The 25,340-nt window shown below is 37.9% G+C and carries 21 protein-coding genes, 1 other RNA gene, 1 pseudogene, 3 riboswitches and 1 other annotated feature; of the genes and pseudogenes, 17 read left to right on the top strand and 6 right to left on the bottom strand.

Features of this window, described 5'->3' with window-relative positions:
* Nucleotides 1–52 precede the first annotated feature (52 nt).
* The 6 genes from T323_RS0105895 to dtd all read left to right on the top strand — a co-directional run bounded on the left by T323_RS0105895 (nt 53) and on the right by dtd (nt 7,144).
* Nucleotides 53–946: a cation diffusion facilitator family transporter gene (locus T323_RS0105895; RefSeq protein WP_026672444.1), complete on the top strand. Its 894-nt coding sequence runs from the start codon at nt 53–55 to the stop codon at nt 944–946.
* A gap of 14 nt (nt 947–960) precedes the next feature.
* Complete coding sequence (locus T323_RS0105890) at nt 961–1,278, top strand: LapA family protein (RefSeq protein ID WP_026672443.1); 318 nt, start codon at nt 961–963, stop codon at nt 1,276–1,278.
* Between the two features lie 60 nt (nt 1,279–1,338).
* The gene (gene recJ, locus T323_RS0105885) at nt 1,339–3,693 is read left to right on the top strand and encodes a single-stranded-DNA-specific exonuclease RecJ (RefSeq protein WP_026672442.1); all 2,355 of its coding nucleotides are present in this window, start codon (nt 1,339–1,341) and stop codon (nt 3,691–3,693) included.
* On the top strand, nt 3,693–4,205 hold the full coding sequence (locus T323_RS0105880; protein ID WP_026672441.1) for an adenine phosphoribosyltransferase: 513 nt from the start codon (nt 3,693–3,695) through the stop codon (nt 4,203–4,205). Before recJ ends, T323_RS0105880 begins: the two co-directional genes overlap by 1 nt.
* Nucleotides 4,206–4,504: 299 nt before the next feature.
* Entirely contained in the window at nt 4,505–6,688 is a 2,184-nt protein-coding gene (locus T323_RS0105875; RefSeq protein ID WP_026672440.1) for a RelA/SpoT family protein, read from the top strand.
* A gap of 12 nt (nt 6,689–6,700) precedes the next feature.
* Nucleotides 6,701–7,144 (top strand): D-aminoacyl-tRNA deacylase, encoded by a 444-nt coding sequence (dtd, locus tag T323_RS0105870; protein ID WP_026672439.1) that lies wholly within the window; start codon nt 6,701–6,703, stop codon nt 7,142–7,144.
* Between the two features lie 301 nt (nt 7,145–7,445).
* Here dtd and mgtE (T323_RS0105865) read toward each other — a convergent pair whose 3' ends face one another.
* The 3 genes from mgtE (T323_RS0105865) to mgtE (T323_RS0105855) all read right to left on the bottom strand — a co-directional run bounded on the left by mgtE (T323_RS0105865) (nt 7,446) and on the right by mgtE (T323_RS0105855) (nt 11,171).
* Nucleotides 7,446–8,810, bottom strand: coding sequence for a magnesium transporter (gene mgtE / locus T323_RS0105865; protein ID WP_026672438.1), 1,365 nt, complete (start codon nt 8,808–8,810; stop codon nt 7,446–7,448).
* Nucleotides 8,811–8,825: 15 nt separating this feature from the next.
* Complete coding sequence (locus T323_RS0105860) at nt 8,826–9,539, bottom strand: MgtC/SapB family protein (protein ID WP_026672437.1); 714 nt, start codon at nt 9,537–9,539, stop codon at nt 8,826–8,828.
* A gap of 87 nt (nt 9,540–9,626) precedes the next feature.
* Nucleotides 9,627–9,790, bottom strand: a riboswitch (M-box (ykoK) riboswitch).
* Between the two features lie 7 nt (nt 9,791–9,797).
* The gene (gene mgtE, locus T323_RS0105855) at nt 9,798–11,171 is read right to left on the bottom strand and encodes a magnesium transporter (protein WP_026672436.1); all 1,374 of its coding nucleotides are present in this window, start codon (nt 11,169–11,171) and stop codon (nt 9,798–9,800) included.
* A 247-nt stretch (nt 11,172–11,418) separates the two neighbouring features.
* Nucleotides 11,419–11,584, bottom strand: a riboswitch (M-box (ykoK) riboswitch).
* A 124-nt stretch (nt 11,585–11,708) separates the two neighbouring features.
* Here mgtE (T323_RS0105855) and T323_RS26090 point away from each other — a divergent pair.
* The 4 genes from T323_RS26090 to T323_RS26085 all read left to right on the top strand — a co-directional run bounded on the left by T323_RS26090 (nt 11,709) and on the right by T323_RS26085 (nt 16,825).
* Nucleotides 11,709–11,882 (top strand): hypothetical protein, encoded by a 174-nt coding sequence (locus T323_RS26090; protein WP_035177887.1) that lies wholly within the window; start codon nt 11,709–11,711, stop codon nt 11,880–11,882.
* Between the two features lie 75 nt (nt 11,883–11,957).
* Nucleotides 11,958–12,182, top strand: a binding site (T-box leader).
* Between the two features lie 75 nt (nt 12,183–12,257).
* Entirely contained in the window at nt 12,258–13,526 is a 1,269-nt protein-coding gene (gene hisS / locus T323_RS0105840) for a histidine--tRNA ligase (RefSeq protein WP_026672435.1), read from the top strand.
* A gap of 12 nt (nt 13,527–13,538) precedes the next feature.
* Nucleotides 13,539–15,329: an aspartate--tRNA ligase gene (gene aspS, locus T323_RS0105835; RefSeq protein ID WP_026672434.1), complete on the top strand. Its 1,791-nt coding sequence runs from the start codon at nt 13,539–13,541 to the stop codon at nt 15,327–15,329.
* A gap of 64 nt (nt 15,330–15,393) precedes the next feature.
* Nucleotides 15,394–15,506, top strand: a riboswitch (SAM riboswitch).
* Nucleotides 15,507–15,592: 86 nt separating this feature from the next.
* A complete protein-coding gene (locus T323_RS26085) occupies nt 15,593–16,825 on the top strand; it encodes a homoserine dehydrogenase (RefSeq protein ID WP_051556399.1) in 1,233 nt (410 codons plus the stop codon).
* 6 nt (nt 16,826–16,831) lie between these two features.
* Here the strand turns inward: T323_RS26085 and T323_RS0105825 are convergent, their stop codons facing one another.
* Nucleotides 16,832–17,128, bottom strand: coding sequence for a hypothetical protein (locus tag T323_RS0105825; protein WP_084309134.1), 297 nt, complete (start codon nt 17,126–17,128; stop codon nt 16,832–16,834).
* A 150-nt stretch (nt 17,129–17,278) separates the two neighbouring features.
* Between T323_RS0105825 and ssrS the strand changes: the two genes are divergently transcribed.
* Both ssrS and T323_RS0105820 read left to right on the top strand, forming a co-directional pair.
* A non-coding RNA gene (gene ssrS / locus T323_RS28295) (6S RNA) lies at nt 17,279–17,463 on the top strand.
* Between the two features lie 452 nt (nt 17,464–17,915).
* Complete coding sequence (locus T323_RS0105820) at nt 17,916–18,677, top strand: tRNA threonylcarbamoyladenosine dehydratase (protein ID WP_026672432.1); 762 nt, start codon at nt 17,916–17,918, stop codon at nt 18,675–18,677.
* A gap of 226 nt (nt 18,678–18,903) precedes the next feature.
* On the opposite strand, the gene T323_RS0105815 is transcribed toward T323_RS0105820, so the two are convergent.
* Nucleotides 18,904–19,524 carry an RsfA family transcriptional regulator gene (locus T323_RS0105815; protein WP_026672431.1) on the bottom strand — a complete coding sequence of 207 codons (621 nt, stop codon included), beginning with the start codon at nt 19,522–19,524 and terminating at the stop codon, nt 18,904–18,906.
* 166 nt (nt 19,525–19,690) lie between these two features.
* On the opposite strand from T323_RS0105815, the gene T323_RS0105810 reads away from it, so the two are divergent.
* The 5 genes from T323_RS0105810 (at nt 19,691) to mnmA (ending at nt 24,402) form a co-directional block, all read left to right on the top strand.
* Nucleotides 19,691–20,968: a replication-associated recombination protein A gene (locus T323_RS0105810; RefSeq protein WP_035177883.1), complete on the top strand. Its 1,278-nt coding sequence runs from the start codon at nt 19,691–19,693 to the stop codon at nt 20,966–20,968.
* Nucleotides 20,969–21,041: 73 nt separating this feature from the next.
* Nucleotides 21,042–21,746 carry a YczE/YyaS/YitT family protein gene (locus tag T323_RS0105805; protein ID WP_505579018.1) on the top strand — a complete coding sequence of 235 codons (705 nt, stop codon included), beginning with the start codon at nt 21,042–21,044 and terminating at the stop codon, nt 21,744–21,746.
* Complete coding sequence (cymR, locus tag T323_RS0105800; RefSeq protein WP_026672428.1) at nt 21,691–22,110, top strand: cysteine metabolism transcriptional regulator CymR; 420 nt, start codon at nt 21,691–21,693, stop codon at nt 22,108–22,110. Before T323_RS0105805 ends, cymR begins: the two co-directional genes overlap by 56 nt.
* Nucleotides 22,111–22,140: 30 nt before the next feature.
* A complete protein-coding gene (locus tag T323_RS0105795) occupies nt 22,141–23,280 on the top strand; it encodes a cysteine desulfurase family protein (RefSeq protein ID WP_026672427.1) in 1,140 nt (379 codons plus the stop codon).
* Nucleotides 23,281–23,301: 21 nt separating this feature from the next.
* Nucleotides 23,302–24,402: a tRNA 2-thiouridine(34) synthase MnmA gene (mnmA, locus tag T323_RS0105790; RefSeq protein WP_026672426.1), complete on the top strand. Its 1,101-nt coding sequence runs from the start codon at nt 23,302–23,304 to the stop codon at nt 24,400–24,402.
* A gap of 680 nt (nt 24,403–25,082) precedes the next feature.
* Here the strand turns inward: mnmA and T323_RS29125 are convergent.
* Nucleotides 25,083–25,340: pseudogene (locus T323_RS29125) on the bottom strand (IS110 family transposase); the annotation flags it as partial.

The following is a 25,340-nucleotide window of genomic DNA, read 5'->3' as shown; positions in this document are numbered from 1 at the left end:
TTCTTGGTATAATTTAGAGGTAATGATTTTGATGTAGTCGGTGGTGTATGTATTGAGTGAAGAAGATATTCGCTATAAGCAAGTCCAATTTGGGGCTTGGGTTGGGATCATTGGAAATATTATATTAGCGATTATAAAAGGGGTTATTGGCGTAATCGCGAATAGTCGTGCGCTTGTTGCTGATGCAGTTCATTCGGCTTCAGATGTTGTCGGGTCAGTGGCGGTTTTAATTGGAGTTAGAGCTGCGAAACGCCCTCCTGATAGGGATCACCCTTATGGTCATGGAAAAGCAGAATCCATTGCTGCTATTATTGTCGCTGTACTTTTATTTATCGTTGGGATTGAAATTGCGATTAGTGCGGGGAAATCTTTTTTTGAACCTGTTGTTGTTCCGAAAGTGATTGCCATTTACGCTGTTATATTTTCGATTATTGTAAAAGAATTAATGTTTCGGTATAAGTACAATTTGGGTAAAAAGTATAATAGTACAGCACTTATGACAGACGCTTGGCATCATCGCTCAGATGTGTTCTCTTCATTTGCCGCATTAATTGGGATTGGAGCGGCATTGCTCGGTGCTAGATATAATTTCGCCATTTTAGAGTATGGAGATCCGATTGCAGGTATTTTTGTAGCTTTGCTTATTATAAGAATGGCATGGAAGCTAGGGATGGAATCGATTCATACTACGATGGATCATGTCCTACATGAAGAAGACACGGCTCCATTACGAGAAGTGGCGAGTGCGGTGCCAGGAGTATTAAGTGTGGATGAACTTCATGCCAGAGAACATGGGTATTATGTCATTATTGATATAAAAGTAGGTGTTGATCCAAACATCACGGTTGAGGAAGGACATGCTATAAGCAAAGAGGTAAAAAGGAGTTTATTAGAACAGGATCATGTTCATGACGTTCTTGTACACATTAATCCTTATAAGGAGTAAAGGAGGGATTCATCGTGCGAGGGCAATGGAGTTTAATTTTTGGGTTAATTGCAGCGTTAATCATTGCAGTATTTGCGGTCATTAATGTTGAACCAGTCCGCGTTAACTATTTGTTTGGTACCGCTAATTGGCCCTTGATTTTAGTTATATTAGGTTCAGTTTTAATGGGTGGGATTATCGTTGGCGCTGTTGGAATGGTCAAAGTGTATCAACTCCAACAGCATATAAAACGATTAAAAGCGGTTACGAAAGAACAGGTTAGTCCTCCTAGTTTGGAAAACGAGAAAAAATTACGAGAAGAACAACCGGAAAATGGAAAAGAAACAAAATAAACGATTCATTGCTCCCTCTTGACCACTCTAGTATAATAGGATGGTCAAGGGGTGTTTTTTATGTTGAAACCAAAAGCTAGATGGAAGCTAGATTCAATAGATGATAGGAAAGTAGATGAATTAACTAAAGATTTACACGTACCTCCACTTGTCGCCTCTCTTCTAGTCAAACGTGGGCTAGATACGGTAGAAGCAGCAGAACAGTTTTTACATATCGACAAAAAGGAGTATTATGATCCATTTTTATTAAGTGGGATGGAAGAAACGGTAGAAAGAATTCATCGCGCAATTAAAAATGATGAAAAAATCCTTGTGTTTGGTGACTATGATGCTGATGGAGTTAGTAGTACTACTGTAATGGTGTACGCATTACAACAATTAAAGGCCAATTTTGATTATTATATACCGAATCGTTTTACAGAAGGATATGGACCAAATGAAAAAGCGTTTCGCACTGCTAAGGAACAAGGTTATCAGTTAATCGTAACGGTTGATACAGGAATTTCGGCTGTTCATGAAGCAGAAGTTGCAAAAGAGCTGGAAATTGATTTTATTGTAACGGACCATCATGAAGCACCACCTATTTTACCTGACGCTTATGCGATAGTGAATCCGAAAAAGCCAGGGTGTACTTATCCGTTTAAAGGACTAGCAGGTGTCGGGGTAGCGTTTAAAGTGGCTCATGCTCTATTAAAACGGGTTCCTGTTGAGTTATTAGATATTGTTGTCATAGGTACGATAGCTGACTTAGTCCCATTAGTTGATGAAAATCGTTTGCTTGCCAAACAAGGCATACAAGCTCTCCAGCATTCGAATCGCCCTGGTATCCGTGCGTTAAAAAAAGTATGTAATATTGAAGACCAGGTGTTAAATGCTGAACATGTTGGATTTGCGATTGGACCGAGAATTAATGCAGCAGGAAGATTAGCTCATGCTGCTCCAGCAGTAGAGTTATTAACAACATCAGATGGAGAAGAGGCATTCGCTATTGCTGAAGAAATTGACCAATTAAATAAAGAACGGCAAGCGATTGTAAATGAAATGACAAAAGAAGCCATTGAAATTGTAGAAAACGAGTTTCCGATTTCAGATAATCATGTTCTTTTAATTGGGAAAGAAGGCTGGAATCCAGGCGTGATTGGAATTGTAGCATCAAGACTCGTTGAAAAATATTACCGACCTACGATAATCCTTAGTTATGATAATGAAACGGGGAAGGCGAAAGGGTCTGCTAGAAGTATTGAAGGTTTCGATATGTTTGAAAACTTATCGGAAAGCCGTGATATTTTACCTCATTTTGGTGGGCATCCGATGGCGGCAGGATTAACGATGCAAATAAAGGATGTAGATACACTACGGCAACGATTACATGCTCAAGCCGAAGCGATTTTAACGAGTGAAGACTTTATTCCGTCTTCTCACATTGATGTTGTGACAAGTTTGGACCAAATCTCATTAGACGTCATAAAGCAAATGGAACAGCTTGCTCCATATGGTGTGGCAAATCCGACGCCAAAAATTATGATTAAAGATGTTGTTGTTGGACAAAGTCGTCGGATCGGAAGTGATGAAAACCATTTGAAACTTGTTTTTGAACAAAACAATGCGAAGTTAGATGGCATTGGATTTCAACTCGGTCATTTATATGATGAGATGACAGCAAATGTGACATTGTCAGCAGTAGGTACTTTGTCTGTGAATGAATGGAATGGACATAGTAAACCACAGTTTATGCTTGAAGATATCGCGATTAAAGAATGGCAGTTGTTTGATTGGCGAAACGTGAAAAATGTACGTGAAAAACTAGAACAGATTCCAGAAGAAAACCGAGTTCTTGTCACCTTTTCTGAGCATGCTCGTACAAAGTTAAAGTTAGAACAAGTGCAGGGAACATGGATTAGTCCAACTACAGCGGTTCCAGTTGAATGTGAACACCCATATGTGTTTTTTCTTGATTTGCCACTCGTTGAAGAAGAGATGAAGTCTATTTTTCAATATGTAAAAAATCCAGAGCGAATCTATACGTTATTTTTTCATGAGGAAAGTCATTATTTTACATCGAGCCCAAGCAGGGAACAATTTAAATGGTACTATTCCTTTTTAAAGAAAAAAGGGGAATTTGATATTCGTAAATTTGGTGTCCAGCTAGCTAAACATAAAGGGTGGTCAAAAAACACGGTAGAATGGATGACAAAGGTGTTTTTTGAACTAGAATTTGTTACAATAAACAATGGAATTATTTCTCTACACCCAAACCCATCGAAAAAAGACTTACTTGATTCAAAAACATACCGAAGTAAAATCGAACAAGCGAGTATTGAAAATCAATTTGTATATTCGTCTTATTATGAATTAAAACTTTGGTTTGATGATATGTTAAGTAAACAAAGTACACGCAAGGAGACGGTGAATTAATGGATTTTAAAAAGTATATTACAATTGTTGAAGATTTTCCGAAAGAGGGCATTCGCTTTAAAGACATAACAACATTAATGCAAGATGGAGAAGCATATAGAGCAGCGATTGATAAAATAGCTGAATACGCGAAAGAAAAAAATGCAGATGTCATTGTCGGGCCTGAAGCACGTGGGTTTGTCGTAGGCTGTCCTGTTTCATATGTTTTAGGAAAAGGCTTTGTGCCAGTAAGGAAAGCCGGAAAATTACCAAGGGAAGTCATTTCAGTTGATTATGGACTAGAATATGGGAAAGACTGTTTAACGATTCATAAAGATTCGATTACTAAAGGCCAGCGTGTCGTCATTACAGATGATTTATTAGCGACTGGTGGAACAATTGATGCGACAGTTCAAATGGTAGAACAGCTTGGTGGCGAAGTTGTAGGACTCGTATTTATGATTGAATTATCTTACTTAAATGGACGAGACCGTCTAAAAGGGTATGATATATTCTCATTGACACAATATTAACATTTGGGGTGCTCTGTAAAGGGCGCTCTTTTTTCAATATATTAAAATTTTGCTAGAGCAGCGAAGCTTTGAAAGTTTATTCTAGAGGAGCGAAAGGCTCCGCACTTCGCTTGAAAACGAAAAGACACTCCCGTGTTTTTCTTTACCTATTGTGAATGAAATGTTTTCCAATCCACGATTGTATCGACATTTTTCGTTCTTTTCTCTTTACATCGCTGCTAAACTTAACGATAATATAGAGAAACATAAAAACATAACTGTTATTATTTTTTAATATTGATTATAAAAAAGGTGATTCGATGACGGTCGATCAAGTATTAGAAAAAGCGAGTCAATATCTGAATGAAAAAGATATGACATTTATAAAGCAGGCATTTCAATATGCAGAACAAGCCCATAGTAGCCAATATCGCAAATCAGGTGAACCCTATATTTTACATCCAATTGAAGTGGCTGGTATTCTTGTTGATTTAGGTATGGATGTCGATACCATTGCTGCGGCTTTTCTGCATGATGTTGTAGAAGATACAGCAGTAACGGTTGAAGATATTCAACGTGAGTTTAATGATGAAGTGGCTATGCTTGTTGATGGTGTCACAAAATTAAAAAAAATCAAATACAAGTCAAAAGAAGAGCAACAAGCAGAAAACCATCGGAAAATGGTTGTCGCCATGGCAAGAGATATTCGTGTCGTTCTCATTAAATTAGCAGACCGTCTTCATAATATGAGGACATTAAAACATTTACCTCCTGAAAAGCAGCGAAGAATTTCCAATGAAACATTAGAAATTTTCGCACCATTGGCTCATCGTCTCGGGATATCGACGATTAAATGGGAATTAGAGGATACGGCTTTACGGTATTTAGACCCGCAACAGTATTATCGAATCGTTCATCTCATGAAAAAGAAACGAGCAGAACGGGAGCAATATATTACTGAAGTCATAGGGAAAATTAAAGAAAGCTTACAAGATGTTCATATTGTGGCTGATATTTCAGGACGACCAAAGCATATTTACAGTATTTATCGAAAAATGGCATTGCAAAACAAGCAGTTTAATGAAATTTATGATTTGCTTGCCGTTCGAATCATCGTTAAAAATATAAAAGACTGTTACGCAGTACTAGGTGTCATCCACACCTGTTGGAAGCCGATGCCTGGTCGGTTTAAAGATTATATAGCAATGCCAAAAGCAAATATGTATCAGTCTTTGCATACAACTGTCATTGGTCCAACAGGAGACCCTTTAGAAGTGCAAATCCGTTCTGAGGAAATGCACCGTATTGCAGAATATGGGGTAGCGGCACATTGGGCATACAAAGAAGGTAAACAAGTGTCAGCGGAAGAAAATTTGGCAACGAAGTTAACATGGTTTAGAGAAATTATTGAATGGCAAGATGATGCCAATGATGCCCAAGAATTTATGGAATCATTAAAAATTGATTTGTTTTCTGATATGGTATTTGTCTTTACACCAAAAGGGGATGTCATTGAACTCCCACGCGGATCGGTTCCATTAGACTTTGCTTATCGAATTCATACTGAAATTGGGAACCGCTGTATTGGAGCAAAAGTGAACGGGAAAATGGTGACATTAGACCATGAATTAAAAACAGGCGATATTGTGGAAATTATGACGTCAAAACATTCTTACGGACCAAGCCAAGATTGGATTAAGATTACACAAAGCTCACATGCGAAAAATAAAATTAGACAATGGTTTAAAAAAGAGCGTCGGGAAGAAAATGTGATTAAAGGTCGCGAAGCTGTTGAACGGGAAGTAAAAGCAGTTGATCTCGATCCGAAAGTCGTTATGACTACGGAAAATTTAAATGAAGTCGCGCATAAATTTAGTTTTGCTGGGGAAGAAGATATGTTTGCCGCGGTTGGTTATAGCGGAATAAGTGCAAAACAAATCGTAACCAGATTAACGGAAAAGTATAAAAAAGATGCAGGAATTGACCAAGAAAAGCAGTCGCTTGCTGAGGCAGTCAAAGATTTACCTTCATTTACACCTAAGAAAAAAACTGGTCCTGGCGTGCGTGTAAAAGGGGTCGACAATTTATTGGTACGACTATCAAGATGCTGTAATCCAGTCCCAGGGGATGACATCATTGGGTTTATTACGAAAGGTCGAGGTGTATCAATTCATCGTACAGACTGTCCTAATATTCATGTTCCTGATGGGGAAGACAGACTTTTACCTGTTGAATGGGAAGCTAACCAGCAACAAACAAAAAATTATAATGTTGATATTGAAATAACTGGATACGATCGTAATGGCTTGCTTAATCTTGTCTTACAAGCAGTGACAGAATCAAGAACGACAATAAGTGCCGTATCTGGTCGGTCAGACCATCGGAATAAAGTAGCAACGATTCATATGACGATTTCAATTCATAACGTAGATCACTTGCATAAAGTTGTCGATAAAATAAAAAAAATCCCTCACATTTATTCTGTGAGAAGAATTATGCATTAGGAGTTTTTTAGTATGAAAGTAGTATTACAAAGAGTATCAGAAGCATCGGTTACCGTGGAGCACGAAGTTGTTGGTCAAATTAAATCAGGGTTGTTATTACTCGTGGGAATTAATCACGAAGATACAATGGAAGATGTCAATTATATGGTTGATAAAGTCATAAATTTGCGTATTTTTGAAGATGAGAATGAGAAAATGAATCTTTCTTTACTTGATGTAAACGGAGAGATTTTATCAGTTTCGCAATTTACACTGTATGGAGATTGTCGTAAAGGACGGCGACCTAATTTTATGTCAGCGGCAAAACCAGCTAAAGCAGAAGAGTTATACGATTTGTTTAACGAACAATTAAAGGAAAAGGGCATTTCTGTTCAAACTGGAAGATTTGGTGCGATGATGGATGTTGCGTTAGTTAATGAGGGACCGGTTACTTTAATTCTAGAGAGTAATGTGTAATTAAAATTTACAAGTGAGTCCCTTTGCTATTGTACCGGGGCTCATCATTGTTGAAAAACTTTAACGGACATCTGTTCCGCTATTTTATTAAAAAGATACATCTATCCAATGCTATCGGACATTTGTTCCGTTATCTAATGAAAGTAAACGGTTTTTACCCCTTTTTTGGTCTATTAACGGAACAGGTGTCCGTTAGAAAAAAAGAACGGCTAATTTTCATGAAATAGCGGAACAGATGTGCAAACGTATTGGAGCTCACGACATAAAAATCCCCCTCTCGCTGATGAGAGGGGGATTTTGTTTATAAATAATGAAGCAAAGTTGTGGCGATAGTGAAATACACAAACAAACCTACAATGTCGTTAATTGTTGTAATAAACGGTCCTGATGCAATAGCTGGGTCTATTTTAAATCGATGAACAATGAGTGGAATAATTGTACCTGTTAATGTTGAAAAAAAGACAGTGGCAAAAAGAGACAAACCTATAATGATACCAAACACTGCACTACCAAAAGGAAGGACCATAGCGAGGAATGATACGATAATTCCGCAAACAAAACCCATCAATAACCCTGTTTGTGCTTCTCGCTTCAGTAAGCGAACAACGAGCTTCCGATTGAATGGATGTAGTGCAAGGCCGCGGACGACAACCGCTAATGATTGTGTTCCCGTGTTCCCGCCCATATCGGCAATAAGTGGGATAAACATAGCGAGTACGGCTATTTCTGTTAATGTAGCTTCAAATGTAGTAATTAAACCAGCAGTTGCTAATCCAAGAAATAAAAGGATAATAAGCCATGGAAGCCGCTTTTTTGTTGTTGTCAATGAGTCCGTATCTAAATCTAATGCTCCTTTAGACGCCATCATCTCACCAATGTCATCAGTCGTTTCCTCTTCTATTACATCAATAATATCATCAACTGTAACAATCCCAATAATTGTTCCATCATTTGTTATTACAGGAACAGCAAGCAAGTCATAATCTTTGATTAGTTTCGATACTTCTTGTTGGTCAGTATCGGGATATACAGAAATCATTTGGTCTTTCATAATGGAATGAACAGTTGTATCCACGTCAGAAGAGATTAATTCCCGAAGTGAAAGCACTCCTACTAATTTTCTGTTTTCATTGACGACATAAAGATAATAAATCGTTTCCGCTTTTTTTGTTGCGGTCCGCAATTTTTTTAACACAGATGATACAGTATCAGTAGGAGAAATCGTGACATATTCCGTTGTCATCAATGACCCAGCTGTTTCCTCTTTATAGGAAAGAAGCAATTTAATTGAATTTGATGCCTCTTTATCTAATTGTGCTAACAAATAAGTCGCAATATGGTCAGGGATTTCTCCTAAAAAATCCGTCATATCGTCAGCGGGTAAAGCGGTTAGCATAAAAAGGGCAAACTCTTCTTCAAGTTCACTGTACACGGTTTTCTGTTCTTGAACATGGAGGTTTTTAAAAATTTCTGCAAATTCACTACCTGATAAATAGTGGTAAACTTTTGCTCGTCTTTCTTGGTTCATTTGTTTAAAAATGTCAGTCTGATCAGTAGGGTGCAATTGTAAAAATTCAGAGCGAAACTTTACTTTATCATTGTTTTTCAAATGCATAAAAAGATAATACGTGTACTCTTCTTTATGCTTTACATTTAGTTTTGTCATTTTCGTTCCTCCTCTCTACAGATGTTCCACATCAACGGAAAGGACATAATCAATTCTTTTAATAAGATAATAAATTTCCGTTGTATATTTTTTTTCAGGAGCAGACAATGTTAGTTTGATTTGTTGGTTGCCATTTTCCAAGTCTGTTAATTTAATATTGCGAATCGTAATTTCTTTATGGCTATCATCCTGAAACCCTTCACCATTCCGTTCGATAGCCTGTAATAATTCAGTCATACGATAATTCGGTTCCATGATAATGGTGACAGCAACATCACGTTGTCGTAGTGTAGCGGGGCCGACCCACTTAATGAAGGATGGTAAAATATTGACGGCAAGCATAAGAAGGAGGACAGCAATGAGTGCTTCTATATAAAAACCAGCGCCAACGGCTATTCCAAGACCAGAAGCTGCCCATATCATGGCTGCACTTGTTAAGCCTGAAATTACATCATTTTGTCTCCGTAATATGACACCTGCTCCTAAAAAACCAACGCCACTAACAATTTGTGCTGCTAATCGCATCGGGTCCATCGCATGATACGTAGGAGTGGCAAACTTATAAAAGGATTCAATCGAAACAATGGTGACTAAGCAACTAGCAACACATATGACCATTGCGGTTTTTAATCCGAGTGGTTTATGCTTTAATTGTCGGTCAATACCAATTAACATACCAAACACAAGAGCAATACATAACTTTAGCAGCAGTTCATAATTGACAAACATAATGAATGTCCTCCTTTCCATTTCCACACTTTATTTCGATATGTTAATAAAAAGCACCTTCTACGAAAGAAGGTGCTAAAAAAGCAAAGATCACTTCTGACGTTTTAGTTTTAGCACTGTGTGGCATAGGATATTCCAGCTACATTAAAAACTACCTTACTCGATAGTTCCTGTTGACCCATTGGCGTCTCTCGACATTTCTGGGCAGCAGCATATCTCCAACACAGGAGCCTCACCTAACGAAGCTATTGCGTAATTTTATTGAGGTAAATATTCTAAAAGGGCAGTTGCAATTGAAAAATAAATGAGTAAACCAAGAATATCATTAATCGTTGTAATAAAAGGGCCAGAGGCAACAGCAGGGTCGATTTTCAATTTATTAATAAGTAAAGGAATGGTTGCCCCGACCATTGTGGCAATACTTAATGTTAAAAATAACGAAACACCAACAATTCCGGCTAGTAATAATCCACCTTCAGAGTATAAAAACGGAACAATGATAAGCAATGTTAACATACAAATAAGTCCTAACATAATTCCTGTTCCAAATTCACGCTTTAACATTTTCCCAACCGAACCTCGTTCCACATTGCCAAGTGCTAATCCACGGACAACAACAGCTAATGCTTGCGTTCCTGTATTTCCAGCTGAATCCATAATAAGTGGGATAAAGACGGCAAGTAAAATAACGGCTTCAAGTGTTTCTTCAAACTGTCCAATCACTTCTGCTGTTATCAGTCCAAGGAACATTAACATAATAATCCAAGGGGCGCGTTTTTTTGCTGCTGTAAATGAAGAAATGGACGCATCCATCGAACCTCTAGCAGCTGTAATTTCACCAAAATCTTCTTCTGCTTCTTCTTCTAATACATCAATGACGTCATCAACTGTAACAATACCGACTAATTGACCTTCTTTTGTAATAACGGGGGCAGCTAAAAAATCATATTTTTTAATGAGTTTTGCTACATCTTCTTGGTCATCAGTCTCTGTGACAGAAATAATTCTTGAGCTCATTATTTGTTCAATCTTCTCATTGAGTGGTGCTGTTATTAAATCACGAAGTGAGACAACACCTACAAGATGATCTTTTTCATCAACTACATATAGGTAATAAATCGTTTCCGCTTCAGGACCTTCTTGTCGTAACTGTTCCATTACTTCAGAAGAAGTGCTTGTTGCTCGAATCGAAATAAATTCTTTTGTCATGATCGCACCTGCTGTTTCAGGTGGATAAGCTAATAGTTCTTTAACTTCATCTGCTTCTTCTTTGTCCATTGCTTTTAAAATTTTATCCGCTTTGCCACTTTGAATTTCATGAAGGAAATCAGCGACATCATCAGCGTACATATCATTAAACATTTTTGATGCATAGTTATCATCTAATTCTAATAAAGTCACTTTTTGAAAATCAACATCAAGACTTTGAAACACTTCTGCAAATTCAGGTGGCGATAAAAATGTGTATACTCGTTTTCGCTGTTCTTTGCTAAAATCGCTAAACACATCTGCTTGGTCAGTGGGATGCAATTCTAAAAAGGTGTCTCGAAATTCTTCAATTTTATTAACATTTAAAGCGTGTATGATTTGTTGCGTATATTGTTCACGTGTATGTTTTGTAAGTCGAACCATTGTTCATCCTCCTCATTAGGAATCGACTTTACACAAGGAGTGTGAAGGATTCCTATCGGTATAGTTTTGTTTTCCCCAATCTTGAAAAAATAAATCATATGAATCTGGTTCAGGACCGTTATCCATTTCACACCACCTCCAAAATAAACGTAAAAAACACCTTCCACGAATGAAGGTGTTTTAACTACAACAAAAACAAGATGTCATGTAATCAGATCAAGACAAATCAAATTACAGTACAACAATTATTTCTCCTCCATTCGTAGAGCTTTAGCACTGTGCGGCATAGGTCTAAGCCAGCTACATTAAAAACCACCTTATGTCGATGGTTTCTGTTGACCCATTGGCGTCTTTGGACGTTTTTGGGCAGCAGCGTATCTCCTGCACAGGAGCCTCACCTAACGAGGTATATTTAATTCATAGCTGATGCTACAGGATAATTAAGTGTTTGTCAATTATTATTTTTTTAAAAGATGTAAGAATTACTATACATTTGGTTATGCTAGTGAATATTGACAGAAAAAGGAGCGAATATTGATGCGAGCTAGCATGAACCAACAACTTAAGAGCAATGGGAATCAACTTTTCACAGTTGATTTTCACGATTTTATCGAGCGCGAACAGCAACAAAGTCATATCGAATTAGCGAGTGAATTTGGAATATCTGTTCGAGATATTAAATATTTGAAGAAAAAGATTGAACGAAACTAATTTATTCTATAAAAAATGTTGACATCACCGGCGTTCATTCGTATGATAGAAATCAAATGTGAACGTACTATATTATATATGCTGAAGACAAGGAAAAGTAGTTAAGTGCGAAATGGCAAGAGAGGGAATAGCGTGGGCTGAAACTATTCCTCCATGAACCTTAATGAACGAACACCTTTGAGGCTTTTTTCTGAACGAGATGAGTAGGAGAAAACGTAAGCAGGCGTTAACTGCTTAAAGTGGAAGTGTTTTAAGCTTCAATTAGGGTGGCACCACGGGAATATAACTCTCGTCCCTGATCTCATAAGATCAGGGATGGGAGTTTTTTTATTTCGTTTACATAATAAAGAATCAAGTTAGTGGAGGGAAGTTAACATGAATATCCAAATTCCAAGGGGAACACAGGACATTTTACCCGGACAATCTGAAATTTGGCAGTTTGTTGAACAAAAAGCGCATGACATTTGCAGAAGGTATAATTACAAAGAAATTCGAACTCCTATTTTTGAGCATACAGAACTTTTTCTACGTGGAGTTGGTGATACAACGGATATTGTTCAAAAAGAAATGTATACTTTTACAGACCGCGGTGATCGTAGCTTAACGTTACGTCCAGAAGGAACGGCTTCGGCAGTTCGTGCGTTTGTCGGAAACAAGCTGTTCGGAAACCCGTCTCAACCAACAAAGCTATATTATATTGGTCAAATGTTTCGATATGAGCGCCCACAATCTGGACGGATGCGGCAATTTGTTCAATTTGGAGTAGAAGCGATTGGAAGTAATGACCCGGCCATTGATGCCGAAGTTATCGCGTTAGCTATGGAATTTTACCGCGAATTAGGGTTGAAAAACTTAAAATTAGTGATTAATAGTCTAGGTGATAAAGAAAGTCGAAATGCTCACCGTGAAGCTCTAATTCAACATTTCCAACCGAGAATTGGTGAGTTTTGTAGTGATTGTCAATCACGTTTAGAAAAAAATCCACTTCGGATTTTAGATTGTAAAAAAGACCGTGACCATGAATTAATGGCGACTGCTCCTTCCATTATTGATTATTTAAATGAGCAATCTGTCGCTTATTTTGAAAAAGTGAAAATGTACTTACAAGACATGAATATTTCCTTTGTGTTAGATCCAAACCTTGTTCGAGGACTTGATTATTACACTAATACAGCATTTGAGATAATGGTAGATGGTGATGGGTTTGGTGCAATCACAACATTATGTGGTGGTGGACGATATAATGGCTTAGTTGAGGAGATTGGTGGACCTGAAACAGGAGGTATCGGTTTTGCGTTAAGTATTGAGCGACTTATTATGGCTTTAGAAGCGCAAAAAGTAACAGTCCCTATTGATGAAACGCTTGATTGTTATGTTGTTGCTCTTGGTGAAGAAGCGAAGGATAAGGCAACTTCATTATTATTTGAGCTTCGAAAAGCAGGGATTCGGGCAGAAAAAGACTATCTTGATCGAAAACTAAAAGCACAATTTAAAGCAGCAGACCGTCACCAAGCAAAATATACGGCCGTTCTTGGTGAAGATGAACTAAAAGCAAACAAAATCAATGTCAAATCAATGGATTCTAAAGAACAAGAAGAAATCTCGTTAGATACATTTATCGAATATATGAAAGCAAGAGTATAAGGAGGAGCAAAAATGATAGGAAGAAGTCATTACTGTGGAGAGATACTTGAAAAAACAATAGGGGAACATGTCCAACTCAAAGGATGGGTTCAAACTCGTCGTGATTTAGGACAAGTTATTTTTATTGATTTACGTGACCGTTCTGGAATTGTGCAAGTTGTATTTAATCCAGAAATCTCAGAAGAAGCACATGCAATTGCAGATAAAGTACGTAGTGAATATGTACTGGATGTTGAAGGTGTTGTTGTGAAACGTGATACGGAAACAATAAACGAAAAGATTCCAACAGGAACAGTTGAAGTACATGTTTCTAAAGTCACGATTTTAAACGCATCTAAAGCACTTCCGTTTCAAATTGAAGCTGATACGGATGCTTCTGAAGATGTTCGTTTAAAATATCGTTACCTTGATTTGCGCCGTCCGGATATGCAAGAAACGTTTAAAATGCGTCATCAAACAACGAAACTAATTCGTAATTTTCTAGATGATTTTCATTTCTATGAAATTGAAACACCGATGTTAACAAAAAGCACACCAGAAGGGGCGCGTGACTATTTAGTTCCTAGTCGTGTTCATCATGGTGATTTTTACGCCTTACCACAATCACCACAATTATTTAAACAGTTATTAATGGTATCTGGATTTGAACGTTATTATCAAATTGTCCGTTGTTTCCGTGATGAAGATTTACGTGCAGACCGCCAACCGGAATTTACACAAGTCGATATTGAAACTTCATTTATGGCGACAGATGATTTGTTATCGATGACAGAAGACATGATGACAAAGGTGATGAAAGAAACGAAAGGAATAGAGATTCAAGCACCATTTGAGCGAATCACGTATGAAGAAGCAATGAATCGATATGGCTCTGATAAGCCAGATACACGATTTGCATTAGAATTAGTCGAGTTAACCGATATCGTAAAAGACTCACAGTTTAAAGTGTTTACAAACGCGGTTGCTAACGGTGGAATTGTAAAAGGCTTAAATTTAAAAGACGGTTCTTCAAAATTAACACGAAAAGAAATAGATGACCTAGCAAAGTTTGTTGCTATTTATGGAGCAAAAGGATTAGCTTGGTTGAAAGTGGAAGAAAATGAGTTAAAAGGTCCAATTGCGAAATTTTTAAATGAAGAAGAGACAGAAAACGTAAAAGCGGCTATGAATGCAGAACCAGGAGACTTATTATTCTTCGGTGCAGATAAAAAGCAAGTTGTGTATGATGCACTTGGGGCATTACGCTTAAAATTTGGAAAGCAATTTAATATGATTGACGAAACAAAATATAATTTCTTATGGGTTGTTGACTTCCCGTTAGTGGAGTTTGATGAGGATGCAAATCGTTATGTTGCCCTCCATCATCCGTTTACAAGTCCAAAAGAAGAAGACCTTCACTATTTAGATACTGACCCTGGAAAAATTCGTGCCGAAGCTTATGACTTAGTGTTAAATGGCTATGAGCTTGGTGGAGGATCAAAACGGATTTACCAACGTGACATCCAAGAGAAAATGTTTAAAGCTTTAGGTTTTAGTGAAGAAGAAGCAAAAGCGCAATTTGGATTTTTATTAGATGCGTTTGAATATGGAACACCACCACATGGGGGAATTGCGCTTGGTCTAGACCGACTTGTTATGTTGTTAGCTGGTCGTACTAATTTGCGAGATACGATTGCATTCCCGAAAACGGCAAGCGCAAGCTGTTTATTAACGAATGCACCAAGTGAAGTAAGTGACTCTCAATTAAAAGATTTGAATTTGCAAATCGTTGAAGAGAAAAAAGAAGAGAAAGTACAAGCGTAAATTAGTCGTTGACAGTATCTTGTCTTGACGCGTATAATCAGTAACAATAACGAAATAATAAAATAACTTATCGAGAGTGGTAGAGGGACTGACCCTATGACACCCGGCAACCTGTTTGTAGAGCCATACAAACAAAGGTGCTAAATTCAGCAGAGTGAAAACTCTGAGAGATAAGTAAAGGCGAATTTATAAAAAAATGAAACCTTTCCTTATCGGGAAAGGTTTTTTTATTTGAATTCTACTTAACTAAGGGGAGAGTACATATGGTATCAATTGGTTTAATCGGATTTGGAACAGTCGGTTCAGGTGTGTATGAACGGATCGAAAAAACAAAGGAATTGCTAAAAAAACGACTAGGGGAAGAAGTAACGATTACAGGCATTTTAGTGAAACATCATCAAAAAGAACGAGTGACAAACATAAAGGGAGCTCTTTTAACAAATAACCCAGCTGAGTTTTTACAGTTGAATTTTGATGTTGTTTTTGAAGCGGCAGGTGGAATGGAACCAACGAAATCGTATATTCTCCACTTTTTAGAAAGAGGAGTTCCAGTGATTACCGCAAATAAAGACCTTGTTGCTATGCACGGAAAAGAACTAGAGGATGTAGCTACTTCTCATGGTGTTTATTTTGGCTATGAAGCAGCGGTAGGCGGAGGAATTCCAATTATTAATAGTTTGCGAGCGAACTTAGCGACAACAAAGATTAGCAAGGTGTCTGGCATTTTAAATGGGACGACAAATTATATTCTTACTGAAATGAATGAAAAGAAAAAAAGTTTCGTTGAAGCGTTAGCGAATGCGCAAACGTTAGGGTATGCAGAAGCAGACCCAACAAATGATGTAGAGGGCATTGATGCTTGGTATAAGCTTCGAATTTTAAGTAAATTATGCTTTGGGATTTGGCCGGAAAAAGAAGCGATTTCTTGCTGTGGGTTAACGGCAGTGGAAGAGTGGCAAATTGGGCTTGCCGAATCACTCGGTTTAAAATTAAAGTTAATTGCCGAAGCGACGGTCAACAATGGAAAAGTGGAAGGGTATGTTTCGCCATCGTTTTTAGCACCGACACATCCACTATCCTTTATCCGCGGAGTGACAAATGCAGTTTGTCTAGAAGGGGAAGATATCGGTGAGCTAGTTTTCAGTGGACCTGGAGCGGGAAAAGAAGCAACGTCAAACAGTATGGTTGAGGACTTTGTACTACTTCAAAAAGAGTCTGTTCATCGAGTGTATGAACAAGGAGTCCAAAATGAACAAACAGCTCTAGGTGATACAACGATTCTTGTGTTTCAAGCGAAAGGAAGTCACTATCCATGGCAAGAAGAATTAAAATCGCTTCATTTTCATATCGAAACAACGTTTGAAAATGAAACAGGGGTTGCTTATCTTGTCAAAGTATTTAAGGCGCAAGAAAAGCAGTTGCGCCAACTTCAATTACCGTGGTTTCCTGTTCTCGGATTTACGAGTCAAGAAACAATTCAACAACTTGTTATTTAATCGAAGTCAACCATCAGGGTTCTCTTGTTTCAGTTCAAAAAAAGTGTTCATAAATTGAGTCGGTTTTGTTTTGACAAAAAAGGAAATAACCCCTGTGTTTGTATGCAAGTATAAAAATCCTATCGCTCCACTTTGACCGTAAAAGGAAACGTCAAACACATTTTTTAAAGGATAGCGTTTTTGTTTTGCAATCACTTCGTCTTCATATAATTCAATAGTATAGGATGTTTCAATCGTGCATTTTCCTGTCCAGTGAATTTCTTGTTTCATTTCGACACATGGTTGAGTCGCGAGAGGTTTCAATATCAACATTCCTTTATTGTTTTTATTTCATTTACTGTATCATATCAGTCATATTGTTTCCAAGTTGCGACAAAGGTGACAATTTAAAGAACAGTGAAAATTGCTTGTTGAAGCGCTATTTTCTGTGTTATAATAAGCCCATAGAAACATTGAGTCCTATGGTGTACGTAGGATACTTTACGTTTTGAGCCAACACTAAATATGCGGGAGCTTCCGTCTTTATTCTGATTGCAAGCCTACATCTAAGGAAGTAGGAAGCTTGAATAATAAAGCAAGGCACCCACCTGCGAGAGCAGGTTCAAAACCAAGTTCGTTACGGCACTGTTGGGGCTCTCCCATCTACATACTGTTATTAAAAACTCGACTTCCGGTCGGGTTTTTTATATTTTCCCCATTTCGGATTGTTTTTTGCATAACCGCTAATAATAAAGAAAAGGGAAACGTATTTGGAAATAGCTTATTTTCGTTACGGACATTAGTTTACTGGTTAGAACTATATCCACAGGGAAAAATCATTTACAAAAAACGCAGGAGTCGAGTGGCTTTCGCTTCCTTTCACTAGGTGGAGGCTACAAAATCAATAAAAGATATTTAATTGAAGCATTTTTAGAGTTGCCGAAATGACGTTTTGAAAATAGCTCAATTGATAGACCGTTCTCTCAATGTCTGTAAAAGCTGAGGCACGGCATAAACATTGATTCTTGACAGCTTTTCTTTTTATAGAAGCTATGATATAGTCTATTCCGAGTATATACATGTAAATTCAAGGTTCTGGAGGAGAGTTAAAATGTTACACCAATTTTCACGAAATGAATTAGCGATTGGAAAAGATGGTTTACATATATTAAAGAACAGCACTGTTGCAGTATTAGGTGTTGGTGGTGTCGGATCTTTTTCAGCGGAAGCACTAGCTCGTTCTAGTGTTGGTAAAATTGTGTTAGTTGATAAAGACGATGTGGATATTACGAATGTAAACCGCCAAATCCATGCACTGTTGTCAACGGTCGGACAGCAAAAAGTAGAATTAATGAAAGAACGAATTGCAGACATTAATCCCGAGTGTGAAGTAGTGGCACTTAAAATGTTTTATACCGAAGAAACGTATGAAACTTTTTTTGAGCATAATTTAGATTTTGTTATTGACGCAAGTGATACCATTTCATATAAAATCCACTTGATGAAACAATGTTTACAACGGAACATCCCGATTATTTCGAGTATGGGGGTTGCCAACAAATTAGATCCAACTCGTTTGCGTATTGCCGATATTTCCAAAACAAGCTATGACCCTATTGCAAAAGTCATTCGAACGAAATTACGCAAAGAAGGAATTCATAAAGGCATTAATGTTGTGTTTTCCGATGAGCAGCCGATAAAAATTAGAGAAGAAATCCGGAAAGAAATCGTTCCTGAAGCTGCAGAAACTGGACCAATCCGTAAAGCGAAAATGCCACCATCTTCAAATGCGTTTGTTCCGTCTGTATCTGGGTTAATTATGGCTGGACATGTCGTAACAACACTGTTAAAAGATATTACGATTAATCGCTAGTTACAAAATAAGAAAAACGCGGAGCGTCTTTTCTTTCAAGCGAAGTGCGGAGCTCTGCCTGCTTTTGACAGTGAACCCCAAGTGCTCTTCTTGGGGTGAAACGCGCAGGTGCGTAGCCTTCGCTCTTCAAGAATAAGCTTTCAAAACTTCACTGCTAGACCAAAACTTTTATACTTTCTTATCTTTAAAAAAAACATCTCATCAGGACAACCTGATGAGACGTTTTTTATTTTGCAACTTTTTCAAGATTCCCGTTTTTGTCCATTTTAAATGTAGCCGGAGCAATGGAATCATCATCTTGTAAAATAGCCATTCGTCTTGCACGATTCATAATTTGAATTAATGATTGATAGTCTTCCTCAATGACGTGATGGTCATTTTGTAATTTAGAAAGCTCTGCTTCTAATTCTTTGTTTTTTGTTAGAAGTTCAAGATTTTCTTTTAATAGCTTTTCATTTTCTTTTTTTAGTGCTTGTGTTCCATTTGATTCTGTATTTAATGTTTTTAAATAATCAATGACAACAGATAACGAGATCGGTTGATTGACAGACTGTTGCTGAGGCATATACAGTTCCGGTTGAACCGCTCTTTTTGTTACGGAAGACAGATATGAAGCTGCCCGTTTGCGCTCTTTCCGTTCTTTTTTTGCTTCACGAATATCATTTATATATTTTTGACGGACAACTGCGTTCCAGCGGAATCCACAAGCTGCTGATGTTCGGTGAAGCTCATCACCGACTTCATCAAACGCACGTAATTGCGTGCTTCCTTCTTTAATATGTTTTAATACTGTTTCTGCAAGGAGAACGTCATCTTCGTGTGACCATGCATCTTGTCTAACTTTCATAGTTTTCACTCCTAAAATTATTTTTTATCTATACTATTTCCAAGAAATCTACGATGTATACTACAGAATATTAATTTGATAGCTTTCTTTTTTTTACTGGCATTTCCATGTAAAATAAAAGGCAGTGCAAATGAAAAGGAACGTTCAAAACTAAAGAGGTGTCATTATGTGGAAAGAAGAACCACTCGCCTATCGGATGAGACCAACAACATTAGCAGATATTGTTGGGCAAAATCATATAGTTGGAGAAGGAAAATTATTAACAAGAATGTTGAAATCAAATCGACTAAGCTCGATAATTTTATTTGGACCACCAGGAACGGGGAAAACGACGATTGCGAATGTTGTAGCCCATATGACAAACATGCCCTTCCATCAAATTAATGCGGTGTCTTCCGGAAAAAAGGACATGGAAGCGATTGTCGGGCAAGCGAAATTCGAAGGCACGAGTATTTTATTTGTCGATGAAGTTCATCGGTTTAATAAGGCACAACAAGATTTTCTTCTTCCTTATTTGGAAAATGGCTTGATTATCTTAATTGGAGCAACAACAGAAAATCCATACTTTGAAATTAATAATGCGATTAAATCAAGATGTACGATTTTGGAATTGCATTACCCGACACCTGATGATATCTATTCCGTGTTACAACGGGCATTAGTGGATGAAAAAAAAGGATTAGGAACGGTTCCAATTGAAGTGGAAGAAGAAGGCTTGCGCTTTTTAGCTCAAAGCTGTGGGGGAGATATTAGAGCGGCATTAAATGCGCTAGAAATCGCCGTTCGCTCGACAGAAGAAAAAGAAGATGGAAGCCTCTTTATTGATACATCCGTTTTACAAGAATGCCTGCAAAAGAAGTCACTTCATTATGATAAACAAGGAGAGCAATATTATAATATTATTAGTGCGTTTCAAAAGAGTTTACGTGGCTCGGATGTCGATGCGGCGCTTCATTATTTAGCAAGATTAATAGAAGCTGGTGATTTAGCTGTCATTTGTCGGAGATTACTAGTGACGGCATGGGAAGATGTCGGTTTAGCGAATAGTGAAGTAGCTCAAACGGTCCTTTCTGCAATTCATTCAGCTGAACAGCTCGGTTTACCAGAAGCTAGAATTCCATTGTCTGTTGCTGTTGTTGAAGTATGCTTGTCACCGAAGTCAAATACAGCATATAAGGCATTAGACAAAGCGTTAGCAGATATAAGAACAATTGAAATTGGGGATGTTCCTGACCATTTAAAAGATGCTCATTATTCAGGTGCGAACAAGCTTGGTCGCGGAATAGAGTATAAATATCCCCATGATCATGGTGGATGGGTCAGTCAACAATATTTACCAGAACCACTGAAGCATCGTAAATACTACATTCCTAAAGAAACAGGGAAAGAGAAACGACTAGCTGATCTGTATGCGAGAATTGAGAAATTACGAAAACAAAAATAAATACCTAATGCCATTTTTTTCATGCTATAATGGCTTAGACTTTATATTTACGTGTGGGAGAGCAGGGTTATTATTGAATCTGAATCAGTCAAACATAAATAAAAATAAATTAAAGCGACTCGTATTACGATGGGCATTTTTTATGGTCGGATTAGTGATCATGTCCTTCGGTATATCCCTTATGATAAAAGCTGAATTAGGAAGTGCACCTTGGGATGTGTTCCATATTGGACTTACGAAGCAGTTTGGACTAACGGTTGGCTCTTGGACAATTATATCTGGATTTTGTATTATAGCTATAGCTACACTGTTAACAAAAGAATGGCCAAAACTGGGTGCTTTTGTCAATATGGTGTTAGTGGGTGTTTTTATTGATATCTTTTTATTTTTTCTTGTGACTCCATCGACACTGGCCTTTCAAATCATAATGTTAGTAGTTGGGATTATCGTGATGGGCTATGGGATGGGATTATACTTAGCTCCAAAATGTGGAGCTGGTCCAAGAGATAGCCTAATGTTGGCAATAACTGAGAAAACAAAGTGGAAAGTACAGTGGGTTCGTGGGGCGATGGAAGTCGTCGTGTTAACAATAGGATATTTATTAGGTGGACCTGTTTTTATTGGAACACTTATCTTTTGTTTTGGAATTGGGACAATTGTTGGGATTACATTACCACAATGTCAAACACTTGTAGATTATTTATTAGAAAGAGGGGAAATACATGAAGATATCAACAAAGGGGCGGTACGGGCTCACCATCATGATGGCCTTGGCTAAAAAGTCTGGGGAAGGTCCTATCTCTTTAAAATCAATTGCAAAAGACCATGACCTTTCTGAACATTACTTAGAACAATTAATTGCACCACTTCGCAATGCAAGCTTAGTGAAAAGTGTTCGCGGGGCGTATGGTGGATATATGTTAGCGAAAGAAGCAAATCAAATTACAGCTGGTGATATTATTCGTGTACTTGAAGGACCGATTAGTCCAGTAGAAGTAATGGATGATGAAGAACCCGCGAAACGGGATTTGTGGATTAAAATTCGTGATGCGGTTAAAGATGTATTAGACAGTACAACATTAGAAGATCTTGCAAATTATGAGGATAACGGAAAGCAAGAATATTATATGTTTTATATTTAAATGACAACGGTAGGAAAGAAGGAAGAAAAAGTGAATGAAATTTATGTGGATCATGCGGCAACATCGCCTGTCCATCCGATTGTGGTGGAGGAAATGCTGCCTTTTTTTACAGAGCAGTTTGGCAATCCATCAAGCATTCATCGTTTTGGTCGCCAAAGTAGGCAAGCACTCGATAAAGCCCGTATGATGCTAGCCAATACGATAGGGGCGACTCCTGAGGAATTGATATTTACGAGTGGAGGAACAGAAGCCGATAATCTCGCAATTATCGGCTATGCAAAAAGAAATAAAGATAAAGGGAAACATATTATTACATCAACGCTTGAACATCATGCAGTATTACATTCATGCAAAGCGTTAGAAGAGCTTGGTTTTGAAGTGACCTATGTTCCGGTAAATGACGAAGGGGAAATCAGTGTTCAAGACGTTGTGAACGAAATGAGAGAAGACACGATTTTAGTTACAATCATGTATGGAAACAATGAAATTGGTACGATTCAACCGATTGCAGAAATTGGGGCGATCTTAAAGGAAAAAAACATTGCTTTTCATACAGACGCTGTTCAAGCATATGGGATCGAACAGCTTGATGTGAACGAGTTAAATGTAGATTTTTTATCGGTTTCTTCTCATAAGATCAATGGCCCAAAAGGGGTCGGGATGTTATATGCAAGAAAAGGGAAGCATTTGTTACCATCGTTGTTCGGTGGGGAACAAGAGCGTAAGCGTCGAGCAGGTACAGAAAATGTCGCTAGTATCGTTGGATTTGCGAAAGCAGCAGAACTTTTCGATGAACAAAGAGAAGAAAAGCGAGCCTTGTATAAACAATTTCAAGACAGATTGCTTGATATTTGGTCGTCTGAAGGCGTAAAGTATGTGAGAAACGGTTCATCGTCTAACTCTTTACCTCATATTTTAAATGTTAGTTTTGAAGGGGTTCCTGTTGAATCATTGCTTGTTAATTTAGATTTAGCTGGAATCGCAGCCTCAAGTGGCTCGGCATGTACGGCAGGTACATTACAAATTTCTCATGTATTAGAGGCGATTAGTCCAAATCATGAAAAAAATAGTTCTGCGATACGGTTTAGTTTTGGATATGGGAATACGCTTGTGCAAATGGAAACTGTTGGAATCGAAACAGTAAAAGCAATTAAACGGATACAAAGATAGAAACGATCGGTGGTGACAATAATGAATGAACAACGAGAGAAAAAACCGGAGGAAATAAGAGTGGTTGTTGGTATGAGTGGTGGAGTGGACTCTTCTGTCACTGCCTATCTCCTGAAACAACAAGGTTATGATGTTATCGGCATTTTTATGAAAAACTGGGATGACACGGATGAAAATGGGTTTTGCACAGCAACAGAAGATTACGAAGATGTTATTAAAGTATGTAATCAAATTGGGATTCCTTATTATGCTGTTAATTTTGAAAAGCAATATTGGGATAAAGTATTTACGTATTTTTTAGATGAATATCGTGCAGGACGAACACCGAATCCAGATGTCATGTGTAATAAAGAAATTAAGTTTAAAGCTTTTTTACAGCACGCCCTTACACTAGGTGCCGATTATGTGGCGACGGGTCATTATGCTCAGCTTGCCTATCATGAGGGAGAAGTTCAACTGATACGCGGTGCTGACCAAAATAAAGACCAAACGTATTTCTTAAATGCGCTAAGCCAAGAACAATTGACAAAAGTGATGTTCCCGATTGGTCATCTACCTAAACAAGAAGTACGGAAAATTGCAGAACAGGCAGATTTAGCGACAGCGAAAAAGAAAGATAGTACGGGAATTTGTTTTATTGGAGAGCGAAACTTTAAGGATTTCTTAAGTTCTTATTTACCTGCTCAACCTGGACCGATGCTTACATTAGATGGGGAAGAAAAAGGAAAGCATGATGGGCTTATGTATTATACACTTGGCCAACGGCACGGACTTGGAATTGGTGGTGCTGGTGAGCCATGGTTTGTCATTGACAAAGATATCAATAAAAATATTCTTTTTGTTGGACAAGGTTACCATCATGAAGGCTTATATTCGGCATCATTAACAGCGGTAAATATAAACTGGATTAGTGACACACCAAAGCCTGAAACTTTCCATTGTACGGCAAAATTTCGTTATCGTCAGCCTGATCAAGGTGTAACGGTGACTCGAAATGCAGATGGTACGGTACAGGTTGTCTTCGATGAACGACAACGAGCCGTAACACCTGGACAAGCGGTTGTTTTTTATGATGGCGATGTTTGTCTTGGCGGAGGAACGATTGATAAAGTAAAAAAATAATAGGCAATAGACAAAACGTTTTTGAGTATGAAGCTCAAAGGCGTTTTTTTGACCATATAAGAAAAATTTGGTATAGCAGTGAAGCTTTGAAAGCTTATTCAAGGAGAGCGAAGGCTGCGCACCTGCGCGTTTCACCCCAAGAAAAGCACTTGGGGTTCACTGTTAAAAGCGGGCAGGCCTCCGCACTTCACTTGAAAGAAAAGACGCTCCGCGTTTTTTCTTTATTGTTTATGGTAAGTAAGCGGCCATGAAAACCGTTATCTGTGAACATTGCTAGTGTTTTGGTACGTTGGTGGACACAGGAGCCGTTAATCATCATATATCGCTAGGAATAGAGTTGCTTTTGCGTAAATAAGCGCTCCAGTGGCCGCTAAAAAACGGAAACCCGTATCATGTTCACAAATAACGGCTGCTCTGACCGCAAAAATGAGATATGGGATGTGTTGGTTGTTATTTAAAAGATAAGAAAGCATAAAAATTTTGGTGTAGCAGTGAAGCTTTGAAAGCTATTTCAAGAAGAGCGAAGGCTGCGCACTTCGCTTTTAAAGATTGGCCGATGGGCAGACTGGTTGCTAACTCTTACGGACATAGGTTCCGTTTATACGAAAATTCTCCCCGGAAAAAAGCAAAAAAAGGCCCACCACTCTTATAAAAAACAGTTGGATAAAAATGGAATATTATTATACTGCAGTTTCTATTAGATCGATTTCATATCCCAAATTCTTTAACTGTTTAACTAGATGGTTAACGGCCTTTTCTTTGTTCTCTTGCTCGTAGTAGTTTCCTTGTTCACTGTATGGTGTGCGGTCACGTAAAATGGCATACACAATTCGGATAAGAAGATGAGCCGTGGCTACTACAGCTTTCTTTTCTCCTCTTCGTTTTCGAATCCTTCGGAAATGACCGCCTATGCGATTATTACTTTTGGAATTAGCCCA

It is taken from the genome of Alkalihalobacillus bogoriensis ATCC BAA-922 (assembly GCF_000621445.1).
GTDB lineage: Bacteria > Bacillota > Bacilli > Bacillales > Bacillaceae_F > Bacillus_AO > Bacillus_AO bogoriense.
This window is presented reverse-complemented; position numbering and strand designations above follow the sequence as displayed.